The sequence below is a fragment of the Bacillus sp. FDAARGOS_1420 genome (genome assembly GCF_019344915.1).
Classification (GTDB): Bacteria; Bacillota; Bacilli; order Bacillales; family Bacillaceae_G; genus Bacillus_A; species Bacillus_A mycoides.
In genome coordinates, this window is the sequence record NZ_JAHWJB010000002.1 from 1,466,869 (window position 1) to 1,480,447 (window position 13,579).

Genomic DNA, 13,579 nt, shown 5'->3' on the forward strand with positions numbered 1-13,579 from the left:
ACTTGACCAATTAGTTTAGTAAGTGTATTATTTTTTACATTGATAGTGATAATCGTTATCATTATAGCTATTTGTTTAATTAGATTAATTTTCAAATGAAAGGATAGAGGAAATGAACTTAGGGGAATTTGATGGAAAAACGGTTTTAGTAACAGGTGCAGCTCAAGGTATAGGCAGTGTTGTTGCCAAAATGTTTTTAGAAAGAGGAGCTACAGTTATTGCGGTTGATCAAAATGAAGAGGGGTTAAACGTACTCTTAAATGAAAATGAATTAAATGAAACACGTATGAAAACATTTCATTTAGATGTGAGTGATAGTACCGCTGTTGAAGATATGGTAAACGGTATTGAAAATGATATAGCACCAATAGATATATTAATAAATGTTGCAGGGGTATTACGTATGGGACCAATTCACTCTTTAAGTGATGAAGATTGGAATAAAACCTTCTCTGTAAATTCTACAGGAGTTTTCTATATGTCTCGAGCAGTAAGTAAACATATGATGCAAAGAAAGTCAGGGGCAATTGTTACAGTTGGTTCAAATGCGGCAAATACTCCGAGAATGGAAATGGCTGCGTACGCTGCATCAAAAGCCGCAACGACAATGTTTATGAAGTGTTTAGGATTAGAGCTTGCAGCATACAATATTCGCTGCAACTTAGTTTCTCCTGGTTCTACTGAAACTGAAATGCAAAGATTACTATGGGCTGATGAGAATGGAGCTGAAAATATAATTGCTGGTTCTCAAAATACATATAGACTCGGTATTCCGTTACAAAAAATTGCACAACCTTCAGAAATTGCTGAAGCAGTATTGTTTTTAGCTTCTGATAAAGCAAGTCATATTACAATGCACAATTTATGTGTCGATGGCGGAGCTACATTAGGAGCTTAATAAAAAATTCAGGAGGTTATTATACTATGAATGAACTTACAGCCGTAAAGGAACTGTCAGAAGAACTTTTAGAAGATTATAAGACAGAATCTTCATTCTTTTTCGCTTCACCAACTCGAACAATATTAGCAGAAGGAGAGTTTACTACAGTGAAACATCGTGAAATTGAAAGCTTTCCAGAACTTGTACAAGCGGTATTAAGTAATGCAAAACAAGCCGGAAATCCGAATCCTATCGTTGTTGGTGCTTTGCCTTTTGATCGTAGAAAAGAAGTTCAACTTATCGTATCAGAACATAGTAGAATTACTGAGCGTTTACAGTTAGAGACAACAAATGAGATAAAACGAAATGAGAAACTAACATTTGAAATGACACCGGTTCCAGCTCCTGAAGTTTATATGGATGGTGTGAAGCAAGGAATAGCAAAAATTCAGGATGGAGATTTAAGGAAAATCGTTCTATCTAGATCGTTGGATGTTAAGTTTTCCGAGAAAATTGATCAACAAAAACTACTTCGCGAATTAGCAGAGCATAATAAGCACGGTTATACATTTGCTGTGAATTTACCGAAAGATGAAAACGAGAACAATAAGACGTTAATTGGAGCAAGCCCTGAATTGCTTGTTTCACGTAGTGGTATGCAAGTAATTTCAAATCCGTTGGCTGGCTCAAGACCACGAAGTGAGGATCCAGTAGAAGATAAAAGAAGAGCAGAAGAATTACTTTCTTCTCCAAAAGATTTACATGAACATGCGGTAGTAGTTGAAGCGGTTGCTGCTGCGCTTCGTCCGTACTGTCATACATTGCATGTGCCAGAAAAACCATCAGTTATTCATAGTGAAGCAATGTGGCATTTGTCTACAGAAGTGAAAGGTGAACTTAAGGATCCAAATACTTCTTCTTTACAATTAGCAATTGCTCTTCATCCTACGCCAGCAGTTTGCGGAACTCCAATGGAAGAAGCAAGAGAGGCTATTCAAAAAATTGAGCCATTTGACCGTGAATTCTTTACAGGAATGTTAGGGTGGAGCGATCTAAATGGAGATGGCGAATGGATTGTTACAATTCGTTGTGCTGAAGTGCAAGAGAATACACTTCGCTTATATGCAGGTGCTGGAGTTGTTGCTGAATCAAAGCCAGAAGATGAGTTAGCAGAAACATCAGCTAAGTTCCAAACAATGTTGAAGGCTTTAGGGTTAAGAGATAATTCGCTGAATGAAAAATAGGGGGAAGAAAGAATGTTAATAGGTTATACGGAATGGCCAAAAGAATTTGCCAATCGCTATCGAGAAGAAGGGTGTTGGCTTGGAGAAACATTTGGTTCGATGTTAAAAGAACGCGCTGAAAAACATGGAGATCAAATTGCGATTGTAAGTGGTAATTCACAAATAACCTATAGTGAACTTGATAAACAGGTAGATCGCTTAGCTTCAGGTTTACTGAATTTAGGAATAAAGAAAGAGAATCGAGTTGTAATCCAGTTACCTAATATTATAGAGTTTTTCGAAATATGCTTTGCACTATTTCGAATTGGAGCGCTTCCTGTTTTTGCACTACCTTCACATCGAAGCAGTGAAATTAGTTATTTTTGTGAGTTTGGTGAGGCGAGTGCTTACGTTATTTCAGACAAGGCTCTCGGCTTTGATTACCGAAAACTAGCAAGAGAAGTAAAAGAAAAAGTGCCTACTTTACAACATGTAATCGTAGTAGGGGAAGAAGAAGAGTTTGTGAGTATAAATGAACTTTACATGAATCCCGTTCCGTTACCAGAAGTTCAGCCAAGTGATGTTGCGTTTCTCCAATTATCAGGAGGGACGACAGGACTTTCTAAATTAATTCCTAGAACACATGATGACTATATTTATAGTTTACGTATTAGCGCTGACATTTGTAATTTAAATGCAGAAAGCGTCTATATGGCAGTTCTTCCAGTAGCACACAATTACCCGATGAGTTCTCCAGGAACATTTGGAACTTTCTATGCGGCTGGAAAAGTAGTATTGGCAACTGGAGGTAGTCCAGATGAGTCATTTGCTCTTATAGAAAAAGAAAAAGTTACGATTACAGCGCTCGTTCCACCATTAGCAATGATTTGGCTTGATGCGGTATCTTCTCGTAACGACGATTTATCGAGCTTGCAAGTTATTCAAGTAGGCGGTGCGAAATTTAGTGCCGAAGTTGCGAAGCGTATACGCCCTACATTTGGATGTACGTTACAGCAAGTGTTCGGTATGGCAGAAGGGTTAGTAAATTACACAAGATTAAATGATCCTGAAGAAATCATTATTCATACACAAGGTAGACCGATGTCTACATTCGATGAAGTAAGGGTTGTTGATGAAAATGATAACGATGTAAAGCCCGGTGAAGTAGGAAGTTTATTAACAAGAGGGCCATATACAATTCGTGGCTATTATAAAGCGGAAGAGCATAATGCAAGATCATTTACAAAGGATGGATTTTATCGTACAGGAGATCTTGTGAAAGTAAATGAACAAGGTTACATCATTGTAGAAGGCAGAGATAAAGATCAAATTAATCGTGGCGGTGAGAAGGTTGCTGCGGAAGAGGTTGAAAATCATCTATTAGCGCATGATGCAGTACATGATGTAGCAATTGTATCTATGCCTGACGATTATTTAGGAGAACGTACTTGCGCTTTTGTTATAGCTCGCGGACAATCTCCAACTGTAAGTGAATTAAAAACGTTTTTAAGAGCACGTGGTATAGCGGCTTATAAGATTCCAGATCGAATTGAATTTATTGAATCATTCCCGCAAACAGGTGTTGGAAAAGTAAGCAAAAAAGAATTACGTAAAGCCATTGCTGAAAAACTTATTACAGTAAAACGATAAAAAACTATTAAAATTTGGAAGGAAGTGATTAGATGGCTATCCCATCTATTTCAGTATATAAAATGCCAATTGAATCAGAACTACCAAAAAATAAAGTGAATTGGACGCCAAATCCGAAACGTGCGGTTCTTCTAATCCATGACATGCAAGAATACTTTCTTGATGCATATAGCGATACAGAATCGCCAAAAGTAGAACTAATTTCAAATATTAAGGTGATAAGAGAAAGATGTAAGGAACTAGGTATACCAGTTGTTTATACAGCACAACCTGGTGGACAAACGTTGGAACAACGAGGGTTATTACAAGACTTTTGGGGTGACGGTATTCCTGCTGGACCAGATAAAAAGAAAATTGTCGATGAACTTACTCCAGATGAGGATGATATATTCCTAACAAAATGGAGATATAGTGCATTTAAAAAGACGAATCTATTAGAAATTTTAAATGAACAGGGAAGAGATCAACTTATTATTTGCGGTATTTATGCGCATATTGGCTGCCTTTTAACAGCTTGTGAAGCCTTTATGGATGGTATCCAGCCATTTTTTGTAGCAGATGCAGTTGCTGATTTTTCACTAGAGCATCATAAACAAGCATTGGAGTATGCATCTAATAGATGTGCAGTAACGACATCAACAAACTTACTATTAAAAGATTTACAAAGTGTAAAAGGCGATGACAGTGAAGGAATCACTTTACAGGAAGTACATGAACTAGTTGCACAACTACTCCGTGAGCCAGTAGAGAGTATTGAAGTTGATGAAGACTTATTAAATAGAGGACTTGATTCGGTCAGAATTATGAGTTTAGTAGAGAAGTGGCGCCGCGAAGGGAAAGAAATCACTTTTGCAGATTTAGCAGAACGTCCAACTGTTGATGATTGGTACCGTTTACTATCTTCACAAGCAGCACAAGTGCTGTAACAAATAGACTACATAATAAAGGGGTAGTAAAGAATGCCTAACAGTCAAAAGATTCGTCATTCGTTATCATCTGCGCAGTTTGGTATGTGGTTTGCGCAGCAATTAGATCCGCTTAATCCGATTTATAATACTGGGGAATATATAGAAATAAACGGAAATATTAATCAAGAAATTTTCGAGTTAGCTGTACGTAAAGTGGTAAAAGAAGCAGAAGCACTGCATGTTCGTTTCGAAGAGGATGAAATTGGCCCATGGCAAGTTATTGAGGAATCGTCAAAGTTTCATATGCATTTTATTGACGTTCGTAAAGAGGAAAATCCTGAAGAAGCTGCTAAAGTATGGATGAAAAATGATTTATCTATGCCCGTGGATTTAACAGAGGATAAATTATTTACTGAAGTACTTATTCAAGTTGAAAATAATCGTTTCTTTTGGTATCAGCGCATCCATCACATTGTGATGGATGGCTATGGATTTTCACTTCTTAGCCAAAAGGTAGCGAATGAGTATACATCACTTATAGAAGAAACAAACAAGAATGAAAAGCCATTTGGTTCTCTTGCAAAAATTGTACAAGAAGATAATGAGTATCGTGAATCTAAACAATTTCAGGAAGATCGTACTTTTTGGCTAGAAAAGTTTGCAGATGAACCGGAAGTTATAAGTTTAGCAGAACGAGCGCCGAGAACATCAAATGGATTTTTACGAGAAACTGCTTATCTATCAAATGCTAGTACGAAAACTTTACTAGAAGATATTAATATTTCGTTAACGAGTTGGCCCGAATTTGTTGTAGCTGTAACAAGTATTTATATGCATAAATTAACAGGTGCAAATGATATTGTTTTAGGTTTACCGATGATGGGGCGTCTTGGTTCTGTATCTATTCATACACCTAGCATGGTAATGAATTTAGTTCCACTTCGTCTAAAGTTAACTCCAAATATAACGTTTGCAGAATTAATACAGCAAGTTTCTAAAGAAATTCGAGACGTACGTCATCATCATAAATATCGTCATGAGGAATTAAGAAGAGACTTAAAGTTACTAGGTGAAAATCAAAGGTTGTTTGGGCCGTTAGTGAATGTTATGCCTTTTGATTACGGGCTTAACTTTGCTGGAAATCGTGGTATTACACATAATTTATCAGCAGGACCTGTTGATGATTTATCGATAAATGTATATAAACGTTTCGATGAAAATGAGTTAATGATTCATTTTGATGCGAATCCGGAAGTATATAGCGATACGGAACTAGCATTGCATAAAGAAAGATTTATGAATCTATTAGAATTAGTGATAAATAATTATCACAAAGACGAGCCGATTGGAAAAATAAACATTACTCTTCCTGAAGAAAATCATAAAGTTTTATTGGAATGGAATGAAACGAAGAAAGCTGAAGAGCTAATTAATCTACCTATATTATTTGAAAAACAAGTACAAAAAAATCCAAATAAAATAGCAGTTACTTGTAACGGGATAAAACTTACGTATAAAGAGCTAAATGAACGAGCGAATGAACTAGCACACTATTTATTAGAAGAAGGAATACGACCAAATCAGTTTGTTGCCTTAGTATTTCCAAGATCAATAGAAATGGTAGTTAGTATGTTAGCAGTTCTAAAGACGGGTGCAGCGTATTTACCGATAGATCCAGAATACCCAGTTGAACGTATTAGTTATATAGTAAATGATGCAAAACCGGTGTATATCATAACACATTCATCTGTTTCATCCTCTTTAGTTATAGAAAATGATATTAAAAAAATCATATTAGATAGCGAAGAAACGAAAATAGTGTTAAAAACATATTCTCATATGAATATACCATTTAAAAATGATGAATCACTTTTAAACCCAGCGTATACAATTTACACTTCAGGATCCACTGGAAATCCAAAAGGTGTAATTGTTCCTATGAAAGGTTTAAGTAACTTCTTATTAGCCATGCAACATACGTTTTCATTAAATGAAAACGATCATTTATTAGCAGTTACAACGTTTGCGTTTGATATTTCTGCTCTAGAAATTTATTTACCTCTTATTAGTGGTGCAAGTATAACAATTGCTCAAAAAGAGGTAATCCAAGAGCCTTTTGCGTTAACTACACTTTTACTAGAAGAAAGAGCGACAATTATGCAAGCTACACCGACGCTCTGGCAAGCGTTAGTAACTGAATATCCAGAGAGGTTACGAGGGTTAAATGTGCTCGTTGGTGGTGAAGCACTTCCAGCACATTTAGCAAATAAATTAAAAGAATTAGGTTGCTCTATAACTAACTTATATGGACCAACTGAAACGACTATTTGGTCTACTTTCATGAACATTGATGACAGTGAAAATGGTATACCTCCTATTGGAAGACCAATTTGGAATACAGAGGTGTACGCTTTGGATGCAGGGTTACAGCCTGTTCCACCTGGAGTTATCGGTGAATTATATATTGCAGGAGAAGGACTTGCGAACGGATATTTAGGAAAACCAGCGTTAACGGCTGAACGGTTTGTTGCAAATCCTTATGGAGAACCAGGAGCACGTATGTATCGCACCGGTGATTTTGTGAAATGGCGTAACGATGGTGTGCTAGAGTACATTAGTCGTGCAGATCATCAAATTAAAATTCGTGGTTTCCGGATTGAATTAGCTGAAATTGAAACGGTTTTACAACAACATGAAAATATACAACAAGCAGTGGTAATGGTACGAGAAGATCGTCCAAATGATAAACGAATCATTGCGTATATCGTTGCCGAAGAGAAGGAAACGATTCATCTTTCAGAAATTCGCTCTTATGTTTCAGAAAGTTTAGCGAATTATATGGTACCATCAGCATTTGTTGTGCTAGAAGAATTACCATTAACACCAAATGGTAAGGTTGATAGAAAGAAATTACCTGCTCCTGATTTTAATGGAATGAACAATGAGAGAGTTGCTAGAAATCCGAAAGAAGAAATACTATGTGATTTATTTGCAGAAGTACTTGGTGTTTCGCGAATTAGTATAGATGATAATTTCTTTGAAATGGGTGGCCATTCGCTTCTTGCATCTCGTTTAATGGCAAGAATTCGTGAAACGTTAAGTGTAGAATTAGGGATCGGAAAGCTATTTGAATCACCAACTGTTGCTGAATTAGCGAAACAATTAGATCGTGCAAAAAGCGCAAGACCAGCTATTAAGAAAGTAAGTAGGCCAAATGAAGTTCCACTTTCATTTGCACAGCGCAGGTTATGGTTCTTAAATTGTTTAGAAGGTCCAAGTCCTACTTATAATATTCCGTTAGTCATTCGTATGTCTGGAAAATTGAATGAGGAAGCACTGCAAGGTGCCTTTTATGATGTAGTTGAGAAACACGAAACACTTAGAACGATTTTCCCGAATTCACTTGGCAGTTCATATCAAAGAATTCTAGAAATGGATAAATTGAATTTAAAAATGATTATAACAAATACATGTAAGGATGAATTAGAAAGTACACTGTCTGAAGCTGTAAGATATAGCTTTGATCTTGATATCGAACCAGCAATTCGTTTGCAACTTTTTAAAGTGAGTGAAAATGAGCATGTATTACTAATTCTTTTACATCATATTGTAGGAGATGGCTGGTCATTACAACCGTTAACGAAAGACTTTACAGTAGCTTATAAAGCACGATGTCAAGGTGATAGTGTTCAATTAGAAACCCTTCCAGTTCAATACGCAGATTATTCACTTTGGCAACAGCAATTACTAGGTGATGAAAAGACACCAGAAAGTCTTATTTCAACACAATTAGATTTTTGGAAAGAGGAATTAAAAGGTTTACCAGATCAAATGGAGTTGCCTATAGATTATCAGCGTCCAATTGAAACAAGTTATCGCGGAGAAACAATTCATTTTCATATAGATAAAGGTATGCATAGTAGGTTAGTAGAGCTTGGTCGTAAAAATGGAGTTAGTTTGTTTATGGTGTTGCAAGCGGGACTTAGTGCACTATTTACAAGATTAGGTGCTGGAACTGATATACCATTAGGTAGCCCGATTGCTGGAAGAAACGACGATGTACTCTCGGATATAGTCGGTTTATTTGTAAATACATTAGTGTTACGTACAAATACATCAGGAGATCCAAGCTTTAAAGAATTATTGGATAGAGTGAAGCAGGTAAACCTTGCAGCTTATGAAAATCAAGATGTTCCATTTGAACGACTTGTTGAAGTGTTAAACCCAGTACGAACTCGAAATAGTCATCCGCTGTTTCAAGTTATGTTAGCTTTCCAAAATACGCCAGAAGCAACGTTTGATGTACCGGATTTAGAAGCGAGCCTTGAAATTCAAAGTGTTGGTTCTGCAAAATTTGATTTAACATTTGAGATTAGTGAAAGTAATGGAGCTGATGGTACGCCAAATGGCTTACACGGATTGTTAGAGTTTAGTACCGATTTATATAAACGTGAAACGGTTCAAAAACTAATAGAACGATTCATTCTATTATTAGATGATGCAGAGAAACATCCGGATCAATCAATTGGTAGATTAGAAATATTAACTTTAGCAGAGCGAAATACAGTTTTAGAAAAGTGGAATGGTGGTTTTCAAATTGTACCTGAAATGACATTGCCACAATTATTTGAAAAGCAGGCTCATGTAAATCAAAATTCTATTGCTGTCGTCTTTGAAGATGAAAAGCTAACTTATGAAGAGTTAAATAGAAAAGCGAATAAAATAGCTCGTTTGTTAATAGCGAAAGGAATCGGTCCTGATCAACTCGTTGCTTTAGCGATGCCGAGATCTTTAAACATGGTTGTAAGCTTACTAGCTGTTCTTAAAGCTGGTGCGGGATACCTTCCGTTAGATCCGGATTATCCGTCAGATCGTATTTCATTTATGCTACGCGATGCGAAACCATCATGTGTTTTAACAAATTCAGATGTGGAAGTTGAATGTGATGAGGCACTACAGATTTTAGTTGATGATGTGAAAGTAATAGAAGAAATTGAGAAATATAGTGAAGATAATATTGATGAAATGGAGCGCATTAAGCCGTTATCTCCTTCACATATTGCTTATGTTATTTATACGTCAGGCTCAACAGGTAGACCGAAAGGCGTTATGATACCTCATCAAAATGTAGTAAGACTTTTAGGAGCAACTGATCATTGGTTCCAATTTGACGCAGAAGATGTGTGGACGATGTTCCATTCATACGCTTTTGATTTCTCAGTTTGGGAAATTTGGGGACCTTTATTATATGGAGGGCGTCTAGTCGTAGTACCACATACTGTAAGTCGCTCGCCGAAAGAATTTTTACAACTGCTTGTTAAGGAAAAGGTGACTGTTTTAAACCAAACTCCATCAGCGTTCTATCAATTGATGCAAGCCGATCGCGAAAATGAAGAGATTGGTCAGAAATTATCTTTACGATATGTTGTGTTTGGAGGAGAAGCACTTGAACTAAGTCGATTAGAAGATTGGTATAGTCGTCATCCTCATAACTCACCGAAGCTTATTAATATGTACGGTATAACGGAGACGACGGTACATGTTAGTTATATTGAATTAGATGAGAGCATCGTCTCTTTACGGGCAAATAGTTTAATCGGGTGCAGTATACCGGATCTTAAAGTATACGTATTAGATAACTATTTACAACCGATGCCACCTGGAGTAGTTGGAGAAATGTATGTTGCAGGCGCTGGACTGGCTCGTGGATATTTAGGAAGAGCAGGATTAACTGCTGAACGTTTTATCGCAGATCCATTTGGGAAGCCAGGTACAAGAATGTATCGTACAGGGGACCTAGCGCGCTGGCGTCAAGATGGGACGTTAGATTATATAGGACGTGCAGATCATCAAATTAAAATTCGTGGATTCCGAATTGAATTAGGGGAAATAGAAGCGGTCATAATGAAACATCCTAAAGTTGAACAAGTAGCAGTTATTGTACGGGAAGATCAACCAGGGGATAAACGATTAGTTTCTTATATCGTCGCATCAAATAATGAAACGATTGATACGAATGAAATGCGTCAGCATGCAGGAGGTAGTTTACCAGATTACATGGTTCCGTACGCTTTTGTAGTAGTAAATGAGTTACCTTTAACTCCAAACGGTAAATTAGATAGAAAGGCATTGCCAGCTCCAGAATTTATTGCATCATCTTCTAGCCGCGGACCAAGAACGCCGCAAGAAGAAATGCTATGCGACTTGTTTACAGAAGTTTTAAGTGTGTCTCAAATTGGAATTGATGATGGATTCTTTGATCTTGGTGGTCATTCACTTCTTGCGGTGCAGCTGATGAGCCGTATTAAAGAGGCACTTGGGGTTGAACTGAATATCGGAACTTTATTTGCAGCACCTACTGTTGCAGGTCTTGCTGAAAGACTTGAAATGGGGAATGGTCAAAGTGCACTTGATGTGTTGCTTCCATTACGAGCAAGCGGAGATCAATTACCACTATTTTGTGTACATCCAGCAGGTGGATTAAGTTGGTGTTATGCAGGACTTATGAAATCTTTAGGAACAGATTATCCAATCTATGGTGTACAAGCACGTGGTATCGCTGAAAATGAAGAACTTCCAAAAAGCTTAGAGGAGATGGCAGCGGATTATTTAAAACACGTTCGTGAAATACAGCCTCACGGACCGTATCGTTTACTCGGATGGTCGCTTGGAGGAAATGTTGTTCATGCTATGGCGGCGCAACTTCAAAATGAAGGGGAAGAAGTAGAATTACTCGTTATGCTGGATTCGTATCCTGGTCACTTCTTACCGAATACGGAAGCACCTACTGAAGAAGAAGCGTTAATCGCATTACTTGCTTTAGGTGGATATGATCCAGATAACATGGATGGTAAACCACTTACTATGGAAAGTGCGGTTGCAATACTTCGCAAAGATGGAAGTGCATTAGCAAGTCTTGAGGAAGAGACTATTTTAAACTTGAAAGAGACATATGTGAATTCAGTAGGGTTGTTAGGGAAATACGTGCCAAAAGTTTATAACGGGGATATTTTATTCTTTAGATCTACTGTTATACCAGACTGGTTTGACCCTATTTCTCCAAATACGTGGCTAAATTATTTAGACGGGGAAATCGTGCAGCATGATATTGATTGTAGACATAAAGATTTATGTCAGCCAGGTCCACTTACAGAAATTGGACAAGTGCTAGCGAAATATTTGCAGAATAAGAAAGGGGTAAGTAAAGTATGACGAATCCATTTGAAAATGATAATTACACATATAAAGTATTAATGAATGAGGAGGGCCAGTATTCTCTCTGGCCTGCCTTTCTTGATGTACCAATTGGATGGAATGTCGTACATGAAGAAGCTAGCAGACAAGTTTGCTTAGACTACGTTGAAGTTAACTGGAATGATTTAGAGCCGAAAAAAAATCAAATTAGCGAAAAAATATTAGTAGGAAAACAATAATGAAAGTAAAAATAAATCCAAAAGTAGTTGTAAGCATCGTTTATATAACAGCGATGTTTATGGCTGCGATGGATGCAACGATTGTGAATGTAGCACTGCAAACGATAAGTAAAGAACTGCAAGTGCCCCCATCTGCAATGGGGACAGTAAATGTTGGGTATTTAGTTAGCTTAGCTGTTTTTCTTCCGATTTCTGGTTGGTTAGGCGATCGTTTTGGTACGAAAAAAGTATTTTTAACTGCCCTTTTCGTTTTTACAATTGCATCTGCATTATGTGGAATTGCGAATGATATTACTTCATTAAACATTTTTCGTATCATTCAAGGTGCTGGCGGCGGGCTTTTAACACCAGTCGGGATGGCGATGTTATTCCGAACATTTTCACCAGAGGAAAGACCAAAAATTTCTCGATTTATTGTACTTCCAATTGCTGTAGCACCAGCGATCGGACCAATTATTGGTGGTTTCTTTGTAGATCAAATGTCTTGGCGCTGGGCATTTTATATTAATCTGCCGTTTGGTATCATTGCGTTGCTCTTTGGACTTCTATTTTTAGCAGAGCATATTGAAAAATCGGCTGGTCGTTTTGATTCTCTCGGTTTTGTTCTTTCAGCACCAGGTTTTGCGATGCTCATCTATGCACTCAGTCAAGGCCCGTCAAAAGGTTGGGTTTCTCCAGAAATAATAAGTACTGGGATAGCTGGGATTGTGTTCATTACATTGTTTATTATTGTAGAACTGAAAGTAAAGCAACCGATGTTAGATTTACGCTTATTAAAAGAACCGGTCTTTAGAAAAATGAGTCTTATTTCGTTGTTTTCATCAGCTGGTTTACTAGGAATGTTATTTATTTTTCCGCTTATGTATCAAAATGTAATAGGAGTTTCCGCGCTGGAATCCGGTCTTACGACATTCCCAGAGGCGATTGGATTAATGATTTCTTCACAGATTGTGCCATGGTCATATAAGAAATTAGGAGCTCGAAAAGTAATCTCTATTGGATTAGTAAGTACGGCGGTTATCTTTATTTTATTAAGTTTTGTAAATCATGATACGAATCCATGGCAAATTCGGGCACTATTGTTTGGCATTGGTATTTTCTTAGGTCAATCTGTCGGTGCGGTTCAATTTTCTGCTTTTAACAATATTGCACCACCTTCTATGGGGAGAGCAACTACTATATTCAATGTGCAAAACCGATTAGGATCTGCAATAGGAGTTGCTATTTTAGCTAGTATACTATCTGGTTTTGGAAGTAATAGCGTACAGAATAATGCACAGTCAGATTTCTTACCATATCAAGCAGCATTAATTGGATCAGCAATATTTTTACTCATAGCATTACTATTTTCTTTACGTATTTCCGATAAAGAGGTAATGTCAAAGAAGAATAAAAAGCCGTTATCTGTATTACAAAAAGAGAAAGAAGTTGTAAATGAATGAGTTGTAGCATGCTAATACTCTTTTAAAATAAAGTGATATTGGC

The 13,579-nt window shown here is 37.0% G+C and carries 7 protein-coding genes; all 7 read left to right on the forward strand.

Annotated elements, in window-relative coordinates; genetic code table 11:
* Positions 1-112 precede the first annotated feature (112 nt).
* From dhbA to I6L50_RS17865, 7 genes are read left to right on the forward strand one after another with little or no spacing between them, the layout of a single operon-like run.
* Entirely contained in the window at positions 113-898 is a 786-nt protein-coding gene (dhbA, locus tag I6L50_RS17835) for a 2,3-dihydro-2,3-dihydroxybenzoate dehydrogenase (protein ID WP_219302209.1), read from the forward strand.
* A gap of 26 nt (positions 899-924) precedes the next feature.
* Positions 925-2,124 carry an isochorismate synthase DhbC gene (gene dhbC, locus I6L50_RS17840; protein ID WP_219302210.1) on the forward strand — a complete coding sequence of 400 codons (1,200 nt, stop codon included), beginning with the start codon at positions 925-927 and terminating at the stop codon, positions 2,122-2,124.
* A gap of 12 nt (positions 2,125-2,136) precedes the next feature.
* Positions 2,137-3,753 (forward strand): (2,3-dihydroxybenzoyl)adenylate synthase, encoded by a 1,617-nt coding sequence (locus tag I6L50_RS17845; protein WP_219302211.1) that lies wholly within the window; start codon positions 2,137-2,139, stop codon positions 3,751-3,753.
* A gap of 32 nt (positions 3,754-3,785) precedes the next feature.
* On the forward strand, positions 3,786-4,679 hold the full coding sequence (locus tag I6L50_RS17850; protein WP_002136203.1) for an isochorismatase family protein: 894 nt from the start codon (positions 3,786-3,788) through the stop codon (positions 4,677-4,679).
* 33 nt (positions 4,680-4,712) lie between these two features.
* A complete protein-coding gene (locus I6L50_RS17855) occupies positions 4,713-11,873 on the forward strand; it encodes an amino acid adenylation domain-containing protein (protein ID WP_219302212.1) in 7,161 nt (2,386 codons plus the stop codon).
* Positions 11,870-12,094, forward strand: a complete 225-nt coding sequence (locus I6L50_RS17860; RefSeq protein ID WP_002136206.1) for an MbtH family protein — start codon at positions 11,870-11,872, stop codon at positions 12,092-12,094. Before I6L50_RS17855 ends, I6L50_RS17860 begins: the two co-directional genes overlap by 4 nt.
* Positions 12,094-13,536 (forward strand): MDR family MFS transporter, encoded by a 1,443-nt coding sequence (locus I6L50_RS17865; protein ID WP_219302213.1) that lies wholly within the window; start codon positions 12,094-12,096, stop codon positions 13,534-13,536. The genes I6L50_RS17860 and I6L50_RS17865 overlap by 1 nt, the downstream gene beginning before the upstream one ends.
* The last annotated feature ends 43 nt before the right edge of the window (positions 13,537-13,579 follow it).

What these genes read in the sequence shown, in the direction of transcription:
- dhbA (WP_219302209.1), top strand. Translation starts at nt 113, where the DNA reads ATGAACTTAGGGGAATTTGATGGAAAAACGGTTTTAGTAACAGGTGCA.
- dhbC (WP_219302210.1), top strand. Translation starts at nt 925, where the DNA reads ATGAATGAACTTACAGCCGTAAAGGAACTGTCAGAAGAACTTTTAGAA.
- I6L50_RS17845 (WP_219302211.1), top strand. Translation starts at nt 2,137, where the DNA reads ATGTTAATAGGTTATACGGAATGGCCAAAAGAATTTGCCAATCGCTAT.
- I6L50_RS17850 (WP_002136203.1), top strand. Translation starts at nt 3,786, where the DNA reads ATGGCTATCCCATCTATTTCAGTATATAAAATGCCAATTGAATCAGAA.
- I6L50_RS17855 (WP_219302212.1), top strand. Translation starts at nt 4,713, where the DNA reads ATGCCTAACAGTCAAAAGATTCGTCATTCGTTATCATCTGCGCAGTTT.
- I6L50_RS17860 (WP_002136206.1), top strand. Translation starts at nt 11,870, where the DNA reads ATGACGAATCCATTTGAAAATGATAATTACACATATAAAGTATTAATG.
- I6L50_RS17865 (WP_219302213.1), top strand. Translation starts at nt 12,094, where the DNA reads ATGAAAGTAAAAATAAATCCAAAAGTAGTTGTAAGCATCGTTTATATA.